Genomic DNA, 24537 nt, shown 5'->3' on the forward strand with positions numbered 1-24537 from the left:
TTCATGAGAACATTACTGCTATTCATGCTGACTTTGGGCAGTCTGATAACAACTGCTCAAAGTCAGCTTCCCTGGGACCTATCCCAGTTAAAGGAAACGCCCCGCACCTATCCCGCTGACTCCTGTCAGGTACCTGGCTTCCGCGCCTTCTTCTATGAAGGCATCACCTATAAAGCCCGTCCCACTAAAGTTTTCGCTTATTATAAAACGCCTGCCGGCACACCTCCTCCGGGTGGATGGCCTGCTGTTGTATGTGTACATGGCGGCGGTGGCACCGCTTTCCCCGCCTGGGTGCAGGCCTGGGTAGATCACGGTTTTGCAGCTATCGCCATGGACCTGGAAGGGCACCTGCCTTCCGGTAGTTACCCCAACCGGCAATGGCATGAAAACGCCGGCCCCGCCCGTATCACCACCTTTGGCGATATAGAACTGGCCGACCGGGAGCAGTGGTTCTATCATGCCGTGGCCGACGTAATCAGGGCCCATTCTCTGTTATCATCTTTCCCTGAAATCAATCAGCAAAAAATAGGCATCCACGGTATTTCCTGGGGCGGCGTGATCACTTCCGCCGTGATCGGGCTGGACCATCGCTGGGCCTTCGCTGTGCCTGTATATGGCTGCGGCTTCCTGTACAATACCAGCAACCCATCCTGGAGGCAGTTTTTTGAAGCCATGACACCCAAACAGCTCCAGGCCTATAAACAGAAATGGGACCCATCCATTTATCTCCCTTCCAGCCAGGTGCCTACCTTGTGGGTAACCGGCACCAACGATCCCGCGTTTCCGCTGGATATCTGGCAACAATCTGCTCTGCTGTGTAAAAGCCCACGGCTACTGTCGATGACCATCACCAGTAAACACGGGCATAAATGGGAACAACCTGAAATATTTGCTTTTGCCGGTAAAGTAGTGAGAGGGGAACAAACCACACTGCCGGCCAATAGTACTACTGTTATCAAAGGGTCAACGGCCGTGGCGGAGTTATCGGGGAAATATCAGATCGAAAAAGCGGTATTATGTTTTACCACCGATAGCAGTAACTGGCAAAAACGTTCATGGCAATCAGTTACTGCTACCGTTGATAAAAAAGGGGTATCTGCTGTTATACCGGCAGGCACCACTGCACTGTACTTCAACATCACCAGCAAGGACTCCCTGACTTTCAGTACGCCCTTTGCCGTTAGACCGTGATTATTTTTTCCAGGTATTGTCTGCCGGGGTGGCATCCATAAACAGGTTGCCCTCCAGGCTAATGGAAGCGACGGCTTTATTTACCGGCACTGTCAGCTGTAATGACTTATCATTTTTCTTCCATACCTCCGGTGTCTTATGCACCCGGGATTGGGAACCATCTGTATAGTTTACCACCACATCAAACGGGATGGCAAAACCACCGGTATTCTTAATCTGCAGGCTGGCAGTTTTTCCTTTTACCTGTACCTGGGTCAGCGCCAGGTCAATGTAATGATTGGTAAAGAACCAATTTTGCCAGAACCAGTTGAGGTCCTGACCTGCGGCTGTATTAAAGGAGTAGAAGAAATCCCAGGGGATGGGATGTTTACCATTCCATTTGTCCATATAGGCGTGGAGGCATTTACGGAACACCATATCGCCCAGCAGGTCTTTCACGGCCAGATAAGCCAGGGAGGCCTTGCCATATGAGTTGTTGCCATATCCTAGTCCACTCACCTGGTTGGACATCGAGATGATGGGCTGGTCTTCTTCCGTAGAAGGATCGCTGGCATAATAGGCTACGCGGAAGCGTCTGTACAGATCGTCTGCATTACTTTTCCCTTTTTCGTTGATGCGTGCCAGGTATTCGAAGGTGGTGGCCCAACCTTCATCCATAAACGCATAACGGCTTTCATTGATACCCATATAAAAAGGGAAATAGGTATGTGCCATCTCGTGGTCCTGCAGCAGCTGCGCGAAGCTCAGGTTTTTACCGACAGAGCCGTCGTTGACCATCATCGGATACTCCATGTCTGCATATCCCTGGAAAGCAGTCATTACCGGATAAGGGTAAGCTACTCCCGGCCACTGGTGGGAGAACCAGTTGAGGGCATTATGCGCGAAGCGGATAGAGGAATGGAAATCATAGGCGGTATCATTGTAAGCAGCCTGTATACTGCTACGGCGGCGGGTGGCGCTGTCCACCATTACGCTGGCAGCGTCCCAGGTGTAATGGCTGCTCAGCCCCAAGGTTACATCTGTGATGTGGTCATAGCTGAACTTCCAGGTATTCCAGTCCTGTTGCTGTGTTACTTTTCTGGTCAGCATTTCTGCTTTGGTGGCGATATGTACCAGCGAATCGCTGTTATAGGAACTTTTCAGTCTGGCTGCATATGCCGGCTGGAGCACTTCATCTGCATTGAGCAGGTTACCGGTACCCCATACCACATAGTTTTTAGGCACCTTCACGGCTACACGGTAGTCGTTGAAATCGTTGTAAAACTCGGCCCTGCCGTTATGTTCCAGCATGTCCCATCCATTGTAGTCATCGTAAACGGCTACACGCGGATAATAGTAGGCCAGGAAATAGGTGGCGCTGTCGATGATACCTTCGCGGCCGCTTTCCAGAGACAGGTCATAATGCCAGCTGATTTTCAGTTGCAGACTATCTTTAGAGGCCAGCGGAGTGGGTAAGTTGACAACCCCTACGGTACCGATGTCATTATTGAATGGTACCAGGGCGCCATTGACCAGCAAAGTATCGATCACGACGCCGCTGGCCAGGTAGTCTTTGCTGACGTATCCGGAACGGGGTGCCTGTGGCTTATGTACGTTGCAGATAAGGTGAAACACCAGTGTTTGCAGCGCATCCGGGCTGTTGTTGATATAGGTGACCGATTCTTTTCCATACACCGTAGGAGAAGGTGGGGCCACTGTAATATGAATATCGTACCGCCCTTTGTTCTGCCAGTATTTACTACCGGGGTTTCCGCTGCGGGAGCGGGTATTGTTCTCATAAGCCTTCCTGATATTACGGGGCTCGTAGAGCTGTTGCGCATTCACAGACAGCCCTGCCATGCACAATAATAACAGGATGTTAAAACATCTTTTCATAAAATAGAATTGTTGCGATTAAAAATAGGCAAAGTTGTCTGAAAAATGCAGGGTTGTTCAGTTCGCTAGCTCTTTTACGGGCATAATCATTGTGGCCTGATTATAAAACGATATGCCATGAGTACATTTCATATTGATTATCATGGACAGCTGATACCCGTTTCGCAGGAATCAGCCGATACTTTTCGAGTAGCATTACCCAACAAGCCCTTAGTACTGGTGAGAAAACAGGACAGCGATGGTGCTGATATCTGGTTTGAGAAAGACACCGATAATGAAACACCCGAAACAGCGGAACTGGGCACAGCCATTGAAACAAAACTTGCCGGATGAAAGCAGCCACAGCAAGTCTATCCATAAAAAAATATTTTCATCATGTATCCCGCAGTTGTCATTAACTGCGGGAGTTTGTTTATATTTATTGCCTCATAACCATTACCGGCAGGTCCTATTAACCCACCCCACACACCTATTGTTTGACGGAAAACCAAAACTATTCATCTCCAAAACAATCGCAACACATGACACATTATGATGTCACCAAACTGGAACATCTTGAAAGAAAAACCGAATGGAAAGAAAATTATGCCTACCACACTGCTGTCAACAAACTACTGATATTACCTGTATTATTGATTGCAGGCGGTGGCCTGACCCTGTTTCTACTCCAGGCCCGGCAACTGCAAAGCAGCTATGGCCTTATCGCCAGCATGGCTATTTTGACAGGCATTCTTTTATTTGTACTCATCAACGGAAGAGGAAAAAAACAGGTATTGTCCAACATCTCCCAAAAACCGGTATGTCTGGCCAAAATCGTAAAAGGCAACGCACACTCACAGGTTTATTATGGTATTTTCAGTACCAGCGATACCCGCTGGGATACAGCATTACTGCAACATATTTCTGATAGGGTGATCAACATCCCCTCCAATACCAGCAATCCGGATGACCAAACAGTGGCCCTGCTGCTACGGCCCTCCCTTATCACGGATGGCATGCCCTCCCAATCCCTTCCCTCCTCTTTCACCGGCGGCCATGAAATATATCTCAAACCCTTCGACTTCAGCAACATGGACAAAGCCGCCTATGACTATATACAGCACCGGAATGGCGTTTTCCCGGTGTTGTATGTTAATCATAACTATGTCCCTGTGATATTGAGAGATTATATTATCGCCTTAGACAAATAGTTTGTTGAAATAGCCATATGTTACCCGAGTGTTATATATTCAGGGGCAGGTACCGGTATAACGCGAAAATCGCATTATATTAGTAACCTGGTAAGAAAAGGGAGTGACTATGTCTATGCAATCTGAAGCACTGGAGCCTGCCATACTTTTTAAAGCCTATTATACGCGGCTTTGTTATTTTGCATTCCAGTTTACGGGAGATAAAGACCAGGCCAGGGATATAGCCCAGGAAGCCTTTGTAAGCTACCTCGGGCAACGGGGCAGCGTGGCCCCGCATCCGGTGGCCATCCGGAATTTTCTGTACACCTCCGTGCGCAATGCCTGTTTGAATGTGCTCCGGCATGAAAAAGTAGTAGAGAAATTTGTGGCTGCACAAACCACCGCTCCGGAGGACGACACCACAGTAGTACTTACCATGATAAAGGCTGAAGTACTCGGAGAAATCAATCGTGTATTACAAACACTTCCTGCATCCTGTCAGGAGATCATCCGCATGGGATATATCGACGGATTAAAAAACCAGGAGATTGCCCGGCAACTCAATATCAGCATCAACACCGTCAAAACACAGAAAAAAAGAGGGCTGCATCTACTACGGCAGCGCCTTAATCCTGAAATCTACTCTCTCTTCTTTCTGTAATCCATCCCTCAAAAAAATATTTTCACTGGTTGTCACCCCTTTTTCGCTCCTGCGTTTCTTTATGATGAGAACAATATTATGGAGCAACATCAGGACGCTTTTGATTATGCAGCACTGATTTTCCGTTGTCTCAACGGAGAAGCCACCAATGCCGAAAGGCAACAGCTGCAGGAATGGCTGGACAAAGATCCGCGGCATCAGACTTTGTATGCCTCTTTCCTGGACCCTGCACAGCTGACGGCCGGCATTGCCTTTCAGGAAAGTATTGATATAGAAGCCGACTGGGAAGCTGTGCTGGCACGCAGCCACCAGCCGAATAGCCGTCAACGGCCGGTATGGCCAGGTCGTATCGCCGTATGGACTGCCGCCGCTGCCGCCGTAGTAGCCGGTGTCGTGCTGCTGTATCCTTATCGGCATATATCATCGCATGATAACCGGATCGTGGCCGACCAGACACACACCTTCCACAATGATGTTCTGCCAGGCAGCAACCAGGCTGTATTACAGCTGGCCAACGGCCAGACCGTGCACCTCGGCGGCTATGATCACGAAGCCATCCGGGAAGCCGATGGCACGACCATCTATCAGCATAAGGACGGCCTGGTATATGATCACCAACGCGGCCAGCCAACTGCCGGCATATACAACATCCTGTCTACTGCCAGGGCAGGGCAATACCAGCTGACTCTCGAAGATGGAACCAAAGTATGGCTCAATGCCGCATCTTCACTGAAGTTCCCTGTTCATTTCACTGGCAATGAAAGAAAAGTGGAACTTACCGGCGAAGGATATTTTGAAGTGGCCGCCAACGACCGCCAGCCATTTAAAGTAATGGTCAACGGTGTGGAAGTACTTGTATTGGGCACCCGCTTTAATATCGGTGCTTACAACGACGCAGTCAACACTACGCTGATCAGTGGTGCTGTTAAAGTATGCCTTCCCGATAAACGCTCCTGGCAGCTGTCGCCCGGACAAGAGGCTCATATACAGCAGGAACAGGTGTTTATCTCCTATGCCGATACAGAAAAAGCTATCGCCTGGAAAGAAGGGATTTTTTATTTTAAGAATGATGACCTGCGCGATATTATGGAACAGGTGGCCCGCTGGTACGACCTGGAATTGAATTTTGAAGGACCGCTGCCAACCAAAAAAATCAGCGGAAATATCAGCCGTCAGGCTAAACTGTCACAGGTGCTGGAAATGCTGAACTATGTGAGTGGTGCTCATTTCAACATTCAGGGGAAAAAGGTAAGCATCTCCCTATCAAAATAATATAACGTAAACGTATATACGCGATAAAATATATCTGTAATCAATGTCATGCCATAACCACTAAGATTAAACCACTATTAATCTAAAAAACAAACTGATGAAGAAAAGATCTATTTCCGCCTACGGGCGGGGTATGTTATTCCTTTTGCCTGTAAAAATCAGCATGGCCGCAAAGTTGCTCACCATGCTCCTGCTGTTGGCAGCATTAAGCGTTTCTGCCATCGGTTATGCCCAGAAAATAACCCTTTCTGTACAGCAGGTGCCGCTGGAACAGGTATTTGCAGCGATCCGTCAGCAGACAGGATATTATTTTCTGTACGATAATGATCTCCTGAAAAAAACCGGCAAGGTAAACGTGCATGTAAAAGATGCAGATGTGACCACCGTTCTGGACCAGTGCCTGGCCGGACAACCTGTGGAATATAAAATCATCGACCGTACCATCTCCCTGAAAGAAGCGCCGGTAAAAAAAATGTCTGGCCATCTGGCGGCCGATACTGTCATCACCGGTAAAGTAACAGATGAAAAAGACGTACCGCTGCCAGGTGTAACTGTTACTGTAGAAGGTTCTTCCAGAGGCACCGTTACCGATGGGAGCGGACGTTATTCCATTCAGCTACCTTCCGGTGCCAAAGCATTGTTATTTTCCTTCATTGGTTATAGCAAACAACGCATAGAACCCGGCGGCAGCACTGCGCTCAACGTTAAGATGTCTGAAGGCTCCAAAGGGCTGTCTGAAGTGGTAGTGACAGCGCTCGGCATTAAAAGGGAAAGTAAGTCACTCGGCTATACCGTAGCCGAACTGAAAGGCGCCGATCTTTCAGAAGGAAAAGAAGTGAATGTTGCCAACGCCCTATCCGGTAAAGTGGCCGGTGTACAGGTCAGCCGCCCTGCCTCCGGCGCTGGTGGCTCGTCCAAGATCGTGATCCGTGGCAACAACTCCCTGCAAGGCAACAGTCAGCCACTTTATGTGGTAGATGGTGTACCGCTCGACAACCAGAACATCGGCGCTGCCGGCAGCACCGGCGGTGTAGATTATGGCGATGGTATTTCCAATATCAACCAGGACGATATCGAAAGCATCTCTATCCTGAAAGGCCCTAATGCCGCAGCGTTGTATGGCCAGCGCGGCAGCAACGGCGTTGTGCTCATCACCACCAAATCAGGTAGTTCCCGTAAAGGTATCGGTGTTAAGTTCAGCAGCGATTATTCCCTCGGTAACGCCCTGGTGACACCCGACTTCCAGGATGAATATGGTCAGGGCCTCAATGGCGACTTCACCCACTTCCGCGCCGCCGATGGCAAAGTATATACGATGGAACAGGCCAGGGCACAGGGTTTAAAAGGCATCCCCAAAATGAGCGCCGGCCGCGACAGGATCGCCCGCAGCAGCTGGGGCCCTAAAATGGAGGGACAACAATATGAGGACCAGTGGGGCAACATACTCTCCCTTACACCACAACCCAACACCTATCAGCATTTCTTCAATCAGGAAAAACAATTCGTCAATAATATCAGCGCCGAAGGCGGCAACGATAAAGTCAACTACCGCTTCTCCTATTCCAATACACACGTAGACGGCTATGTCCCCAAAAATACGCTGGACCGTAATACCTTCACCCTTCGTACACAAGCCAACATCACACCGAAGCTCCAGCTGGATGCCAAACTGAACTATATTTCACAGAAAGGTAAAAACCGGCCAACCCTCTCCGACGCGTCCGACAACCCGGCCTACCTGTTTATCAGCCAGCCACGCAGCATGCCGATGTACATCCTGGCAGACTATGCCTGGACCACCAATGATGTGGCCAAACAATTCGGCTACAGCGGCGTAACACCAGGCCTCGAAAAAACCTATGCCACCAACAGTTCCACAGCCAACCCCTACTGGACCATCAACAAAACCTACAATGCTGACCAGCGCGACAGAGTACTAGGTATGCTCCGCCTGTCTTACGACTTCACCAACTGGCTGAAACTCACCGCCCGCGGAGGCACCGACTTCTATACAGAACAACGCCTGCGTTACCGCGCCAAAGGCACCTATCAGAGTCAGAACCGTAACGGTGACATAGAAGAAAGGGTGATCCGTGTAAGAGAAGATAACTACGACCTGTTACTCAACGCCAACCTGCCACTCAACAAAGACTTTACACTGGGACTGAACGCTGGTACCAGTCATCAGAAAAAATTCTATCGCATGACCGGCAATACCGGCAAGGAATTTATCGTGCCCGACCTCCATGTAATCAACAATACCCTCACCAACTCCTATCTCTTTGACCTGCAGGAGTCTGAGATCAATTCTGTATATGGCTTCGGTCAGCTGGCCTTCCGTAACTACTGGTTCCTGGATTTCTCCGCCAGAAACGACTGGTCTTCTACCCTTTCTCCCCAAAACAATTCTTTCTTCTATCCTTCTGTCAGCACCAGTCTTATTATGACTGACCTCCTCAATATCAAAAGCAATGTAGTCAACTACTGGAAGCTCAGAGGTTCACTGGCACAGGCAGGCAGCTCCGGCAATCCCTATCAGCTCACCGGCACCTATAGCCTTGATCAGTTTACACACGGCGGGCAGCCACTGGGATATTTTACCTCCGTAATCCCCGACCCCAACCTCAAAAACGAACTGACCACCTCCGCAGAATTCGGTACCGATCTCCGGATGCTGAATAATCGTTTAGGCGTCAGCTTTACATACTATAACGCCACTACGAAAAATCAGATCCTGGACGTACCACTCCCTCCCTCCAGCAAATTCGAAGCCCGCCGTATCAATGCCGGCGAGATTCGCAACAGAGGCATAGAAGTGTCTGTCAGCGGTACTCCGCTGAAACTGCACAACGGCTTCACCTGGGAAAGTGCCTTCAACTTCTCCCGTAACCGTAACGAAGTGGTGTCCCTCACCACCGGCGTGGAAACCTTTGTGCTGGGCAGTGACCGCGGCATCAACATAATCGCCGCTCCCGGCAAACCCTTTGGTACCATGATCGGTACGGGCTTCGCCTGGCTTAAAGACGAACACGGTAACCGACTCATAGACCCGGCCACCGGCCTTCCACTCCGTACCCAGGGACGGCAGCTGACAGAACTGGGCAATGCACTTCCTGACTGGACAGGTGGATTCACCAACACCTTCCGCTATAAAGGTTTTACCCTCAACACCCTCGTCGATATCCGTCAGGGTGGTATGGTATACTCCCAGAGCAACCGTGAAGAGCTGATCTATGGCACCACCAAAAGAACACTGGCAGGCCGCGACGGCAGCTATGTAGCCAGTGGCGTAATTGCAGCCAAAGACAATAACGGTAACTGGGTAAGCACCGGCAAACAAAACACCATGACCGTAAAAGCACAAGACTACTGGAACGTGGTAGCCAGTGATAAAGAAAACGTAGTATCGGAAGAAATGATGAACGACGCCAGTTATATTGCGATGCGCGAAATAAGCCTCAGCTATCAACTGCCGGCCAGCATGCTGACGGGTAAAATCGTTAAGCGGATCGGTATAGGCATCTATGGCAGAAACCTGTTTTACTTCCAGCGCAAAACAGATGGATTCTCTCCCGAGGCTTCAGGCTTCAATGTCAACAATTCCTCTCTCGGCCTGGAATCTACTGCACTGCCCATGATGCGGAACTTTGGCATCAACCTGAGCCTGGACTTATAATCAGTTGGTCTTTTAAAAAGTAAACAGATGAAAAAACGTACCTTTTCCATATATGCCGCACTGCTGACAGGTAGTCTGACGCTTGGCAGCTGCACCAAAAATTTTAACGAGCTGAATACGCCGCCGACTTCCGTAACCAATATCGATGCGGCCATCCTGCTGTCTAAAGTTCAAAAAGATGCTGCCTTCGCCGAAGGCACGGAAACCGCCAACATACAGGTGGGTTCCTGGGTACAATATTGGGCCGGCGGCCTTGTAGCGCCTACCTCCCGCTACATACAGCAACCCGACAACAACATGTGGGCGACGCACTATACATGGCTGCGCAATCTCGGCCAGATACGCAACCAGGCCCTCAAAGGCAGAGAAAACGATCCCAGTGGCCGTACCAAACTGGCCATCGCCCGTATCCTGGAGATATTTATATGGCAAAGGCTCACCGACCTGTTTGGCGATGTCCCTTTCTCCCAAACAACCGAAGATGCCGGTAATGTCAATAATAAACCAGTATACGACAGCCAGGAATCCATCTACAAACAGCTGATCTCCGATCTGGATGCCGCGATCTCCCAACTGAATGCCAGTGATGTTTCCTATGGTAATGCAGACTTCTATTATAAAGGCAATGCAGACAGCTGGAAAAAATTTGGCAATGCACTCAAACTTCGTTTAGGCATGCGCCTCAAATATGTGGCTCCGCAGCTGGCCGAAAAAACCGTGCGTGAAGCCATGAGCGCCCCGCTGTTTACCGACAATAAAGATAACGCTGCCGTACCTACGTTTAATGATGCGCAAACCACCAACGCCCATCCCATACTGGCACAGTTTATCACCGGCAGCCCTGATCTCCGTTATCTTGCCAGTGCCTTTGTAAGTACACTCAACAACAAAAAAGATCCGCGGCTCACGTTGATAGCTGCTCCCACCGTCAATTCCAAAAACAGTGGGACACCGGTATACCGTGGCATAGGAGTTGCCCTCACCGACGCACTGCTGGCTGGTGTTATCAAAGACGACTACTCTACCGCTGCTACCACCACCTACTTCAACAGAACACTGACCACTCCTATTCCCTGCTATGTACTTACCTATGCCGACGTGTGTTTCTTCAAGGCGGAAGCAGCCTTGATGGGTTGGGGCGCCACACCTGCTGATGCAGAGAAATATTACCAGGATGGTATCAAAGCAGCCATGGCCATGCAACCTTATAATATCACCAGTATACCACAGTCTTACATCGACGCTGAGTTTTCGCTGGCTGGCCTCACTCCCGAACAACAGCTGGAAAAAATCATGACCCAAAAATGGATACAGTTGTTTGGCCGCGATTATGAAGCCTTCGCTGAATGGCGCCGCACCGGTTATCCCGTGCTTACACCCGGACCCAACCCCGGCTCTACGAATGGTACCATTCCCCGCAGGGCTGTATATTCCTCACTGGAAACGCTGCTCAACGCAGACAACTATCAGCAGGCATTAAAAGGATTATCCAAAGGAGATACTTATCTGTCTAAAGTGTGGTGGGATAAAAAATAGGAAATACGGAATACGTATTGAAAAAACGGGACAAGCCTATTATGCAAAAGGCTTGTCCCGTTTTTCTATTTTTAATTTGAAATTTTAGCCCTCTTAATATCCGGATTGTTTGAAGAAGTTAGTCACGGCGGTGCTATCGCTATAGTTGAGCGTTATGATTTCGCGGATGGCTTTGGGTTTATCTTTTTGCTGATTGTAATAGGATTTGCAGATGGTATATCCTACATAGTAGCCCAGATCACCTACTGGTGTATTTTCAGAGGCGGAGTTGTAGAGCCAGTTGTCCCAGGAAGGACTGAGCATTTCGGATTTGAAGCGTTCACGGATGGCCTTATCATTTTTAGGCCCGTATTCCATATAGGGCAGTGGTATCTTTTGGCCGGTCACCAGCTCAGTAATAAAATCACAGGCCCCTTCACAGATCGCCTGTGACAGCAGGTTGTAGCCATAGCATCGCTGCTGCGTGTGTACGTACTCGTGAATATTCAGCAATACAGCACTTTTGATGGGGTTGGTTTTAAAATAATTGCCCAGAAACTTCTGCATGCCTGGTGAGAACTCCGATATATCAATAGTGGAGTCGCCTGTGAGCATTTCACTACCGATAAGCACCATACTGTCTTTGGTGGTACCGCCGGAACGAAGCGCTCCTATGGTGAAATAAATTTGCGCCGGTTTCAGTTCAGGATACAGCTTCTTCAGTTTAGCGATGCTGGGCCCAAACTGCGGCGCCAGTGTTTTTACCTTATAAGTGTTGGCCCTGATGGAATTCCAGAACTTAGGATAATTGCGTATCACTTTCAGATAATAAGTATCCGTATAATTTTTAACTTTTCTGAAACCAGCCAGTCCTGGCGTTCCTTTTTCAATGTATAGTTTATCGAGATATTCCAGCTGTTTCAGGCTATCATTGGTGCTACGGATACTGTCATACGCGTTCCAGAAGTTATCAACATCTGAAGTAAAAACAGTTGGCGCTTGTCGCTGTGCAGATGCAGCGGAGATACAAAGTCCTGCTACGAGCAGAGATAGGATATACTTCATACAATAAGATTACAGCGTATAAGATACAAAATAAACCTACTACCGCTGTCGTCTCATGCTAAAAAGATTGTCCGGTAACGGTATCCATCCCTTCCAGAAAAGGTACTGTCCCATCCAGCTGAACAGGCAACTGTTTGCCATTGGACAACAGGTATACATAACGATTGCCTTTACGACATAACAACGGATATGGAATCACGGCTGAAGTAGCATAGGGATTCGCTGACAAGTCCAGCATTATGCTGGTAAACTTATCCTGACTGACAGGTTTGCCGGTTGCATCTAATACTACAAACTGGCGTTGTGTTTCGGCCAGGAAGCCTGTGCCTTTTTCGCCGATGAATATTTTATCATAGATAACCGGCAGCAATATCTTTCCTTGTCTGTCTGCAAGTCCCTGTATATAACCATAACGGCTATCCGGAGCTGCTTTGAACAATTTGAGATAAGTACTGTCTTCAATGTCTGACAGATAGCTGTTTTCGTCGTAGTCATATTCTACCGGAGTGATCAGCTTACCGGTAGTATCCACATAACCATATTTCAACTGTTCAAGACCATTGACTGTTATATACTTTTTGAGCAGCAATATCTGCCCTGTTTTCACTCCTGCCGCTCCATCGTAAATAAACGGTACTACCTCCTGACCGCTGACATTGATCAAACCTACTTTTCCGTTTTTCACCACCGGCGCAATCCCGTTGATGAAAGGCTGTATAGACACTGTCTGGCTGGTATCCCAATCGTATTTTTTATGCATCGGGAAAGGGGCTGATATTACTTTGGCAGATGTAATATTCCATAGGAAAGAATTTTTTCCATCAGACACGATCAATAAACCCGGGGCACCGGATGGGGAAACTTCTGTATATGGCCAGGTGGTGATCTTAGCATTGGACAGCGCAAACAGTTCAAAATGCTGAATGGAATCCACTTCTGATGTCAGCAGGCACTGGTCTTTATTAAGCGTTGTTATATCTGCATAAGTGGCTGGCAACAGTTCTTTTCCCTGCAGGTCATACAGTCCGTAAATGTACTGATCGTTCTTATGAAGGGTTACTTTGAACAGATTGCTGTCCGGCCCGAAAACATCCACATCATAATATCTGGCAGGAACGATTTCCTGTTGGGCAGCAACGTCATAAACGCCAGTACCCTCCTGTGTTTTCACAGACAGCAGCTTATCGGATATAAAGGAATAACTATCATAACGGACAGGCAGGAAAAGCGTAGCATCCGGTTTGTACAAGCCGGTCTTTTGCTGATAGGTCACCTCCAGCAGCCCGCGGGTCTCCAGCGCTCGTACTTCATGGAACGCTGGCTCCACCAGCTTTCCGTTGGCCGGATTGTAAAAACCATAAAGCGCTTTCCGTTTCAGGCTGAACAGCTGCTCCTTGTCGCCAGTGGCTGTGTTGACCGCCATGCCGGAGATATCGTTATAACCTTGTTTCAGCAAGGGTTTTCCGGTACTGTCATATACGTTGTACAGTCCGTCCTGTGCAGCTATAAAATAATCACCGGCACAGGTCACGCCATCTTCAAAGACAGGTGGAGCAACGACACGGCCGCTTTCTGTTACCACGCCGGTTTTACGATCCTTGGTAAAAGTCAGGAAAGGGCCACTGGTAAAGGTACCGTAGGGATCGGAGATATCTTCATATAAAAAATCCAGCACTACCTTCCCCTGTTTGTTGATCAGGCCAAAGTATCCGTTTTTCTTCAGCCTCAGCAGCCCATTGCCCACTATTTCCATATCGCTGTACTCCGGTGACGCATATACTTTTTTCAGGGGAATGTTAACGATCACTGCTTTTCCCTTTTGCTGAAAACTACATACCCATTCATCGCTTCGCATCATGGAATGACTATGCTGAAACTCAAAAGGGACCAGTATTTCATGACGGGAACTAACGATACCCCACTTCCCGTTTTTTTGTGCATATACATAATCGCTTTTGCTGCCGCAGCCTCCGCAAAAGTCAATAGCATCATAGATAGCGGGGATGACCAGCTTCTTTTGACTGACACTGTAAACACCCCATTTACCTTGTTGTTTTACATCAAAGCGGTCATCATCCAGTATACCGGCATCTTCAAACATCATGGGCAATAACAGTTTCCCCCAGGTGTCCGCATAGGTCATCTTTCCCTGCTGATAAAGGGCCAGATAGGTTTTCCATTTCACTTCGATTTTATCATACAATGGTTTTAATACCCATTTTCCCTGATCGTCTACCACGCCCACTTTGTGGTTGCTGCTCACGATCGCCATCTGTCTGTTTTCATTTTCATGAACAGATTGAAACCCGTTTCGCTGATCGGTAATACTATCCACCGGATGAAAGGTTTCGATGATCTTATCAAAAGCGCGTGCACCTGTGGTATCGATATACCAGTTTTTTCCTTTGTTGGCAATACGGGCAAAACCGTTCACAAAAACAGATCCCTGTTGAGCCAGTAATGTATTGCCGGTCAGCAACAGGCCGCATAAAATAGATATTGCCGGTTTCATGTGCACTGATTTTTAGTTATCGTAACCTTTTTTCTTTTTTGATTTTACCGGCAGTTCTTTTCCATCTTTATCAAGATAAAAATACCATTCACCCTGTTTCACGAACAATGGAAAGATGTCTCCGCCCCAGTCTCTGTTTTTGTCCAGTTCATCGTATACTACAGGGATCACTGTTTTACCGTAAACATCTACCATACCGTTTTTATCGCCCTTTGTGACATCAAACAGCTGAATACCTCTATTGTAGCGGATTTCGTCGTACTCCAGCGGCAACACTTCTTTTCCTGCGGCATTCAGCACACCTTTTTTGCCATTGCGGGTCACCACATAAAAAGTGGTGTCATAAATACGGTTTATATCTTCATATTCAATCGGAAGAAACATTGTACCATCCTTACGCAACAGCCCCAGTTTCCCATCCTTTTTGATCTGCAGCAACTCATCTTCAAAGGAGGCGATATCATCCAGCACTACCGGATATACTTCTTCCTTCTTCGCGTTAATGATGCCATAATGATCATCTTTTTTTCCAACAACGGCCAGTCCGTTATAAAAATCACCCACATAGGCGTAGTCCTCAAATACAAGTGGTTTGCCGGTGCTGTCTACAAAAAGGTTTTCCCGGGAATATCCTCTCACCTTGAGCAGTCCGTTGCTGAACTGAAGCGGTGAATTTTTCCGGTCTTTGGGCATCAGCAGCCGGTTGTAGTTATTCGAATTAAACTCCCAGTATTTATTTTCGTAGAGGATGTTGCCTGCTTTATCTGTCAACAGCGTGTTGCCTTCATTGTTAGTATAACGTTTCTCTACGATCCTGTTGGCTGCTACGGCATCGTAGAATCCATACGGTGTCATGGGCCGGAGTATATTGCCTGACTTATCGGCCAGCGCAGAAGAATCCCCGGCTGACAGATGAAGCATTTCAGCATTTTGCCAGCGGATTTCGGAGTAACGGACAGGGACCACCATTTTGCCGGCAGCCACATTGTAAACACCTACCTTCTCTCCTTTCATCACACCTATAAAATTATTTTTATCATCTCCTGCGTAATCATCGTCATAGCCACCATTCTGGCTTCGTTCTGTAGAAAGTCCATCAAACTGTGCAGGCAGCAGCAGATGACCGGAGAGGTCAGCCAGGCCACATTTTCCGTTTTTCACCACCGCCACGTAGGTTTTACCGTAATAAGGCAGGATCTTAATATCAGTGTATTCGAAAGGGAATAACTGTTTGCCGGTATCATTGTACAAAGCTGCAGTCTTCGCTTTTTTTACGAGCAGGCAATAAGGGCCATTAGCAGCGGTAACAGCAGCAGGAGCCGCATTGTATACACCATCGCCTTTGGCATCCAGCAGGGCAATCTCATCATTTTCAACCGGGATGATTTCTTTCCCTGAAGCATCCACTACTCCACATTTATTTCCTTTCCATACCAGCAGGATATGACCTAATCGCTGTGTGCGGGTATATTGCGGAGGTACTTTCATCACGCCATCAGTTGTCTGGAGGAAGCCGATCTTTCCCTGGACAGTTACGCCTACCAGCTCTTTTGAAGGCCCTCGGCTGAAATCATCATAGAGGGCTTCCGTGACCACTTTGCCCTGTTTGTTCATCAGCCCGCATTTGCCGGCAGTGGTGAAATAGCTGAACAGGTCAGTGTCTTCCTCGCCCAATCCTCTGAAGTCCTTGTATCCCGGAGGCACAATAATGGTACCGTCTTCCAGCGCCAGGCCTATGCGGCCCTGCTCTTTGATCTCAATGACGTTATCGATCACATAACTTTTGTGAATATCTTCATACCGGGGTGCCTGCAGCAGTTTGCCGGTTTTCATATCACAAAAGCCGTACAGACCATTTTGTTTCACTTTAAACGTGCGGGGAGTAAGGGCATCAATCTCATTGTATTCTATAGGACATAATACATTGCCCATGCTGTCTACCGCGCCGGTTTTACCGTTTAGCCGCACGGTGATGAAGCAGTAGTTTTTCTCCGGATGTTCCTTGTCTTTTTCATCGAGGATGTTTACCTCATCATATTTAAACGGGGCGATGATCGTACCCTGATTGTTGATGGCACCGTAGGCATCATGTTTTACCGCTACTACGGTATGAAAGTAGCCGATGCGTTCTACCTTGTCTACCATTATTTTGCCGCTGCGATGCAGGAACTGCGGCTGCCGGTTGACCATGACCGTGGCAAATTCTCCGTCAAAACCATCGATGTAGTCTGCGGTGGCCGGAGCCTGGGCGAAGGCAGTACCGGCTATCAGGAGCCATGCTCCTACGCCAAGGGCTATACGTATTCCTTTCTTCATATACAAAAGGGCTAAAACAGTTGATTATTTTACAGGGTTGCGAAGCACTACCAGGTTGCCTTCCAGCGTTACCGCAGCGGCCAGGCCATCGTGAAAGTCCACGACCTCTTCAAACTGAGGAGTGATCACCATTTTACCGCCGGCGTCGAGGAATCCCCATTCGTTGCCAATCCGAACAGCCAGCAAACCGTCGGAGAAGCGCAGATGGGAGTCTACGATGCAGTGGTCTGCCGTGTCGCACAACGGGACTTTGACAGGAGTGCGGCCATCGGTATTTAAAATATAAATATAGCCATCACGGTTACCTTCTGCTTTACCATTTACCTGTACAAAAAAGATTCCGTTAGAGATCTCATAGGGTTGTCCTCCAAACTGTGCGGGTATCACTATTTTACCTGCTTTGTTCATCATGCCCCAATCTCTATCCTGCTGAAAGGGCGCCCATCCATTCATAAAATCTCCCAGCCCGTCTACATCAACGGTAAACAACAATTTGCCGGTGGTATCGATTATACCGTAGGCATATTCGGGCTCTCCTTCCGGAAGCCTGTTGTATATACGGGCCAGCTCATCGTTGCCGGACAGGGTATCTCTTTTTTTGATCCCGCTGGCCACTACGGCCACACCGTCGGAGAAATCACGGGCATGGGGATAAACAGGCGGTATGATCCATTTACCGGTAGTGTCTGTATAGCCGTACAGGTTACCCCGGCGCACCAGCAGCAGTCCGTTATGAAAAGAATGTGGATTGGGTTTTATTTCATTATAGACGCCGCTATATATTTTGTCTATCAGCGTATCTATGCGAACAAAAGAGCTGTCCAGTGCGGTTTTACCCTGACGATCGATATATTCCCAGGTGCCGTTTTTATTGACAGCGGCACGGTTGCTGGAGAAGTCGCGGGCTTCTTCATAGCGGCAGGGTATCACCAGTTTGCCGGTCCTGTCGATATAACCGTATAGGGTATGATCATCGAAGGACTGCCCTACTACCGCCATGCCTTCACTGAAATCGCCGGCTTCCCCGAAAACGGGCTGTATCACCAGCTGCCCGGAGGTATTGATATATCCGTGTTTGCCGCCGGCTACGCGCGTTCTCGCCAGTCCTTCCGAAAAGGTTCCGATAGTTCGTATATGCTTGTCCGGTGTAAAAGCGGTTTGTGGTCCCTGGGCAAACGCTGACATGACAACAAGCAGGCAAATGAGCAGGATAACAATGTTTCTCATCAGATAGGTCTGGTTAGATCAATGGTGCAAAGATGACAAACTTTACGTGATCCGACCAAATTTTACAGATTACATCACATCTACAATCCTTGAAAAAAAGTATCTACAAAACATATACAAGCGCTTGCAAAACCAGTCTGGTAGCTGATTACCTCCTTGTCAACGGTGACAGTACCCGCCCCATTATCCGTTGAAGCACACTCTGGTCGGCTGTCATAATTTCAGCGGTACCGGTCAGCACCGGCTGGGATGGTATCTCCTGGCCGGTGGTAGAGCGCATGCCCTGTGAGAGCCGGATGTCTACGCGGAAGGAGCTGTCGTTTACCGCTACGGCTTCCGCTGTCACAGTACCCGGCAGCAGTCCATAGGTGTCGGCAGGATAGGCGGCCAGCCGCAGCATCACCGGCTGCCCAGTTTTCACACGCCAGGCCTCTGCTGCCGGAATATTGCCCTGTACGACCAGGGCCTGCGCGCCCGGCGTGATCCTCACCTGGAGCGGCAGCACATCCGGATAACGGAAATATCCGGCCCATACAAAGGCTCCCACAATCAGTACACCAATCAGGCTGATACCACTGCGGATGATCCAGGGAGGCATTTTACCCATGATCTCCTGCACCTCTTCGCTCCGTACCTCCGCTAGAGAAGCATGTACAGGATGCCCGTTTAATGGTTTAATGCTATGGTCCCAATAGTTGTTTTCAGGCATATGCTTATCCTCCCAGTTCCAGTTGATTTTTTACCAGTTCAAAATAATTGCCTTTCAGGGCCGTCAGGGAAGCATGTGTTCCCGATTCCACGATACGTCCTTTTTCCAGTACGATGATCTGATCGGCGTTCTTAACGGTACTCAGGCGATGCGCGATAACGACCACCGTTTTGCCCTGGAAGAACTTTTCCAGGTTATCCATGATCACAAGTTCGTTGTTGGCATCGAGGGCGCTGGTAGCTTCATCAAAGAAAAGGTAACGCGGATTTTTATAGATGGCGCGTGCTATCTGTATCCGTTGTTTCTGACCGGCGCTGATACCACTGCCGGCGTTACCGATTTTAGTCTGATAACCCATTGGCAGGTCTTCGATGAAACCGCGGATGTTGGCCATTTCCGCAGCATGCACCAGCTTTTCCTTGTCCATTTGCTCGTCGCTGATGGCGATATTTTTAGCGATGCTGCCAGAGAAGATAAAGCCATCCTGCATAACGTTGCCACACTGACGACGCCACCACTTGGGCGAAAGGCGCTGCAGGTCTTCCTCCCCCACCAATATCTGTCCGCTGGTAGGCTCATAAAACTGTAACAGCAGTTTCATGAGCGTGGTTTTACCGCTGCCGCTGGTACCTACGATAGCGGTCACCTTTCCTTCCGGTATTACCAGGTCGATATCTTTCAGTACAAACGGTGACTTGGCGCCACCATATTGAAACGATACATCCTGCAGCACAATATCGCCGTTGTTTTTAGACTGGGGAATGATCTGTTCCTGATTTTCTTCTTCCTGACGGTTGTGTATCTCTCCCAGCCTGTCGAGGCTCATTTTGGCATCCTGGGCCGACTGTACGAAGGCCAGCAGCTGGTCCAGCGGGCTGTTCATCTGCCCGATGATATAACTCACGGAGAGCATCATGCCCAGTGTGAGATGGCCGTTCATTACTTCACGGGCGCTGATAAAAGAGATCAGGATATTTTTCAGCTGGTTGAAGAATACGGACCCCAGCTGCTGATACTGGCCGAGGGCCAGACTTTTTACATTGATCCGGTACAGACCTGCCTGCACATGTTCCCATTCCCAGCGCCGCGCCGTTTCACAGTTGTTCAGTTTTATCTCCTGCATGCCGGTGATCAGTTCAAAGAGAATGTTCTCATTATCACTCATCCGCTGAAAGCGTCTGTAATCAAGGGCTTTACGGCGGCGCAGGAAAAAGAATATCCAGGTGATGGCGGCCACGCTGAACAGTACAAACACCAGCAGTATTTTGAGGCTGTACACGGCCAGCACGATGGTAAACACAAACAGGTTTACAAATGAAAACAGTGTGGAGAGCGTGGTACCGGTGAGGAAGTTCTGAATACGGGTATGGTCACCGATACGCTGATGAATATCTCCGATCATTTTGCTGTCGAAAAAGCGGATAGGCAGTTTCATGAGCTTGATGAGGAAATCGGAGATAATGTTGATGTTGATACGGCTGTTCATATGCAGCAGTATCCAGCTTCGTATCATTTCGATAGCGGTGCTGCCGGCAAAGACCAGCAGCTGAGAGATCAGTATCAGGTATACGAATTGAGTATTGTGCCGGTTGATGCCATAGTCTACCAGGCTTTGCGTCAGGAAGGGTGTCACCAGCGAGAGCATACTGGCCAGGGTGAGGCCCAGGAAAAGCTGCGCCACATACTTGCGGTAAGGACGCAGATAATTGAAAAGAAAACGGAAACCGGTGGCGGCCCTGGCGGGGGCCGGCTGCCGGTGGAAACTTTCGGTAGGCTCCAGCATCAGTACCACACCGGTTTGCTGGTTGCCCTGCCAGCATCGCTGGAAGGTCTCCCGGTCAACTTTTACCAGACCATGACCAGGATCTGCTACCAGTATCTTATCGTTCTTCTTATCCCGGTTATAGTTCTGTGGTGGTAATACCACAAAATGCTGCTGGTTCCAGTGCAGGATACAGGGCAGCTCTACGCTTTCATCGAGTTGTTCGAAAGTGATCTTGACAGCGTTGGTGCGGAAACCGATTTTTTCCGCAGCTTCGCTGATACCCAGCAGGCTTACGCCTTCACGGGTAATATTGGCCAGCTCCCGCAGATGGTCCAGCGGGTAGTCACGACCGTAGTGTTTCGCCACCATCCTCAGACAGGTGGGGCCACAGTCCATTGCGTCCAGTTGTCTGTAACAAGTAAATGCCATTATTTAAGCGTTGCTTCCATAGCCAGTTGAGATAAGTAATATTTTTCCAGGAAATGATACAGTACCATTTCGTGTTTACGTTGTTTGGCAACGAATATCCTGTTCAGGAACATGTGTATGTGACTGGCGAGGATATCAAAATAGCGGGCGTCGTTGTTGTACTGTTCCCGTATCTGTCTGGCCAGCGGCACGTTGATCTCCGAGCGTTGCCGGAAGAAGACCACGGCTTCTGTGATTTCGTTGCTTTCATCATTTTCTGCACGCAGGAAAGATGCAATCTCCTGTTGATGTTTACGGTATTTGTCGTTGAGTGGTTTATGCAACAGTTTGGCGCCACCGAATTCGGCGGTAAATCCTTCCCGCAGGCTTGCCAGCAGCGACTTTCTTTCCGCCGGTGTCAGCCCGAAATCTTCCAGCAGCATGTCTGTACCGCGCAGGGCCAGTTTCCAGCGATAATGTTCACCGTCCTCTCCTTCCAGCATGCTGACGATGCCGACTACAGCACGGCTGTCGGCACTAAACAGCTGTTCACTCAGATGGATGGTGGAAGCGCCGTAGCGTTCTATTTCCCTGATATAGGTATCGCATACAATTTTAGATACCTGGCCACTGTGGATGAGCGGTTGCAGCGCCGTTTCTATGCGGTGCAGGATCTCATCGTTATTGGAAGGCCGGCCGCTGTTGAGGAAACGCAGGCGGATATGTGGCTGCGGATCACTATACCGCAGGAAAAAGAAATCTTCAAAAAGGCCATCTTCCTGCCATTCCGGAATATGTTGCGCAAAATAGCCCGCCAGCAGTTCTTCTGCTATGCGATAACCACAATATACTTTCACGAACATCCATTCACTGCCTGGCGCAAAACTGCGGACCGGCAGAGAGGCTGGCACCACAGCCGGTGCGGCGGCAGTCTGAGCAGCCGGACGAGCCTTGTCTGCAGCCTTCACATTACGGAGTGGCAGCAGTAACTCATGCGCATATACGTTGTTTTCCGTATCGCACACAATACCACCGGCATCTTCCAGCAAATACTCCTTGAGTTTTACAGAAGATCCTTTTTTAACCTGATCGATCAGCAGCTGTACTGCCACCGGTTGTGTAAGGTCTATCAGCAACTCGTTATCCGCTTCTGCCAGCAGCACTTTTGACGGTACGCCATACTGTTGGCAGTATTGTTCAAAGAATTTCATATTGGCAGTGGTATCATCACCCAGATGTTCCACATCTTTAGCTGTCAGCGTCCAGTATGCCTTGCTGAGGATGATGTTTTTATATACTACGCGGGGCAGGCGTTTACGGGATCCCAGCACGCCCCAGTCCCAATATACAGCAGAGTTACCGGACTGGTGCTGCAGATCGCACAAAAATTTATAGACAGGCAGGCTGTTGAAGGTATAGTTATGTGCAGAGCTCAGACGTGGTATCACGCGTTTGTTGAGCCTTTTGCTTCTGAGAACGACTTCATTTTGTCTTACGGATACCATCAGATCGGAGATGGGGATCTGGTGGGCTTCCGGAATACCTGCTACTCCGACATATGGAATTTCATAAGGGCGAAGTGCAGGCCGTATCAGCACATTAGCGGCACGGGCTTCAGGAAAGTGCACCACTTCCGCCAGGATCAGGTCGGGATAGGCAGCAGCTTCCTCCTCCAGGATATCTTTTACTTTGGAGGCCAGCTGCGAATCACCGCTACAGAAGCGGCCGAGCAGATTAGCTGCAGAAGGACCGCCCATAGAGTTGAGTGCGAAGCGGTATTCTCCTTTGTCGGCGGCTGCTGCGGAAGGTGCGTGCAGGCTGCCGAAGAGGTAGCAGCTCCGTGCCATCTCTACGGTTTCGTGGTCACCCAGTTTCTTCAGGTCTTCTTCAGTGATGGTCACCTCTTGTAATCCTTGTTGCAGGGCCTGTTCGTATTTATCGAGACTGAGCTGCTGCAGGAGAGACCAGGTGACTGTATTATTTTCAGTACCGGCACCACCCATCACATCTTCCACGAAGGGTGCGTGTACAGCGTTTTCAATACCGGAGCCGTAACCGATACCGGTTTCTCCGTCCAGTACCAGGTTGAGTGGCACTTCCTGCGATTCATACCGTTCCTGGAAACGGCTCACGAAGGAAGCCATTTCGGAATGTCCTTTCGGGAAACCGTGGCAGAGTGCCAGCAGTTGATTGATCTGGGTTACGATATCGTTGACCAGTGGTTCTCCCAGTTCACAATGCTGTGCTGTTTTAAACAGGTCTACCTGTAGCAGGTCTTTGGGAATGCTGATGGGGAAAGCTGTTTCACACAGCTGATGGATGGAGGCCAGGCGGGAACGTTCGTAGTCCTGCTCCTGCAGCAGCTTTTGCAGGGCTAGCAGAGACTCACGAAATTCGCTGGCATCAGGGATAGACAAAAGCCTTTCGGTCAGGGATTGCAGGTTATCATCGCCTGTAATACGGGGTTCTGTTTCAGCGATGAGCAACTGCGAGTCGATCAGTTCCCGTACAAAGGCAGCGGCTTCCTCCTCTGTGATGGAAGCGTCTTCCTCCAGGATCAGCTGCACGATCTGCGCTATCGTCATGCCTGCAGTGGCTTCTGTAATGATCTTTGTCATGAATACGGAGTCTTCCACTGCGGTGAGCAGGTACTTGCGCCGGTTGTTGACAATAGTATATTCCGCGTAGCGGTATTTATCACCGCTTTTATAAAGACTGTTGTTGGGGTAATAACGAAGGGCGTCGCTAACAGCAGGCTGCTGGCTGATATGGGTACTGATGCGGGTATAGTAGTCCATATCCAGGCGTACAAACTGCCGGGCATCTTTCATAGGATGGAGCTGCAGCCAGGTGGTTTCGCCCATGGTGCCGGTGGTACATCCGGCGAAGAGGCCATAGGGGGTGCTTCGGGTACAGGCACGTACCCAGTATTTGTACAGTGATTTACGCAGCTTGTCGGTTTTTTTCCGGTTAAACGATGCCGGGTCGCTGAGGAATCTTTCCAGCTCCTTCAGCAGGTCGCCAGAGGCGATGCACAGGGCATAGAGGAATAAAGGGTTCCTGTCTGCCAGTTCCTGCAAATTGTCCTGTAACACTTCGCTGTACCTGTTGACATCGTACAGCGGACTTCTTAATAGGAAAAATCCTGTATGCGATAATGCCATAATAGTTGTTCC

General features: G+C 49.1%; 15 protein-coding genes. 7 read left to right on the top strand and 8 right to left on the bottom strand.

The window, feature by feature from the left end; all coding sequences use genetic code 11:
• Window positions 1-3: 3 nt before the first annotated feature.
• Window positions 4-1191: a S9 family peptidase gene (locus KD145_RS08635; protein ID WP_212005493.1), complete on the top strand. Its 1188-nt coding sequence runs from the start codon at window positions 4-6 to the stop codon at window positions 1189-1191.
• Here KD145_RS08635 and KD145_RS08640 read toward each other — a convergent pair whose 3' ends face one another.
• Complete coding sequence (locus KD145_RS08640) at window positions 1192-3066, bottom strand: M1 family metallopeptidase (RefSeq protein WP_212005494.1); 1875 nt, start codon at window positions 3064-3066, stop codon at window positions 1192-1194.
• Between the two features lie 117 nt (window positions 3067-3183).
• On the opposite strand from KD145_RS08640, the gene KD145_RS08645 reads away from it, so the two are divergent.
• From KD145_RS08645 to KD145_RS08670, 6 genes are all read left to right on the top strand, one after another.
• Window positions 3184-3399 (top strand): hypothetical protein, encoded by a 216-nt coding sequence (locus KD145_RS08645; RefSeq protein ID WP_212005495.1) that lies wholly within the window; start codon window positions 3184-3186, stop codon window positions 3397-3399.
• Window positions 3400-3587: 188 nt separating this feature from the next.
• Entirely contained in the window at window positions 3588-4256 is a 669-nt protein-coding gene (locus KD145_RS08650) for a hypothetical protein (RefSeq protein ID WP_212005496.1), read from the top strand.
• A 109-nt stretch (window positions 4257-4365) separates the two neighbouring features.
• Window positions 4366-4896, top strand: coding sequence for an RNA polymerase sigma-70 factor (locus KD145_RS08655; RefSeq protein ID WP_212005497.1), 531 nt, complete (start codon window positions 4366-4368; stop codon window positions 4894-4896).
• A gap of 78 nt (window positions 4897-4974) precedes the next feature.
• Entirely contained in the window at window positions 4975-6168 is a 1194-nt protein-coding gene (locus KD145_RS08660; RefSeq protein ID WP_212005498.1) for a FecR family protein, read from the top strand.
• Between the two features lie 97 nt (window positions 6169-6265).
• Window positions 6266-9844 carry a SusC/RagA family TonB-linked outer membrane protein gene (locus KD145_RS08665; RefSeq protein WP_212005499.1) on the top strand — a complete coding sequence of 1193 codons (3579 nt, stop codon included), beginning with the start codon at window positions 6266-6268 and terminating at the stop codon, window positions 9842-9844.
• 27 nt (window positions 9845-9871) lie between these two features.
• The gene (locus KD145_RS08670) at window positions 9872-11380 is read left to right on the top strand and encodes a SusD/RagB family nutrient-binding outer membrane lipoprotein (protein WP_212005500.1); all 1509 of its coding nucleotides are present in this window, start codon (window positions 9872-9874) and stop codon (window positions 11378-11380) included.
• A gap of 93 nt (window positions 11381-11473) precedes the next feature.
• Here the strand turns inward: KD145_RS08670 and KD145_RS08675 are convergent, their stop codons facing one another.
• The 7 genes from KD145_RS08675 to KD145_RS08705 all read right to left on the bottom strand — a co-directional run bounded on the left by KD145_RS08675 (window position 11474) and on the right by KD145_RS08705 (window position 24525).
• Window positions 11474-12424: a DUF2268 domain-containing putative Zn-dependent protease gene (locus tag KD145_RS08675; RefSeq protein WP_212005501.1), complete on the bottom strand. Its 951-nt coding sequence runs from the start codon at window positions 12422-12424 to the stop codon at window positions 11474-11476.
• A gap of 58 nt (window positions 12425-12482) precedes the next feature.
• Window positions 12483-14936 carry a WG repeat-containing protein gene (locus KD145_RS08680; protein WP_212005502.1) on the bottom strand — a complete coding sequence of 818 codons (2454 nt, stop codon included), beginning with the start codon at window positions 14934-14936 and terminating at the stop codon, window positions 12483-12485.
• 12 nt (window positions 14937-14948) lie between these two features.
• Window positions 14949-17252, bottom strand: coding sequence for a WG repeat-containing protein (locus tag KD145_RS08685; protein WP_212005503.1), 2304 nt, complete (start codon window positions 17250-17252; stop codon window positions 14949-14951).
• Between the two features lie 24 nt (window positions 17253-17276).
• Entirely contained in the window at window positions 17277-18479 is a 1203-nt protein-coding gene (locus tag KD145_RS08690) for a WG repeat-containing protein (protein WP_212005504.1), read from the bottom strand.
• 148 nt (window positions 18480-18627) lie between these two features.
• Window positions 18628-19188 (bottom strand): hypothetical protein, encoded by a 561-nt coding sequence (locus KD145_RS08695; RefSeq protein WP_212005505.1) that lies wholly within the window; start codon window positions 19186-19188, stop codon window positions 18628-18630.
• Between the two features lie 4 nt (window positions 19189-19192).
• Entirely contained in the window at window positions 19193-21382 is a 2190-nt protein-coding gene (locus KD145_RS08700; protein ID WP_212005506.1) for a peptidase domain-containing ABC transporter, read from the bottom strand.
• Complete coding sequence (locus KD145_RS08705) at window positions 21382-24525, bottom strand: lantibiotic dehydratase (RefSeq protein ID WP_212005507.1); 3144 nt, start codon at window positions 24523-24525, stop codon at window positions 21382-21384. The genes KD145_RS08700 and KD145_RS08705 overlap by 1 nt, the downstream gene beginning before the upstream one ends.
• Between the last annotated feature and the right edge of the window lie 12 nt (window positions 24526-24537).

This window comes from Chitinophaga sp. HK235, from assembly GCF_018255755.1.
In the GTDB taxonomy this organism is placed as follows: domain Bacteria; phylum Bacteroidota; class Bacteroidia; order Chitinophagales; family Chitinophagaceae; genus Chitinophaga.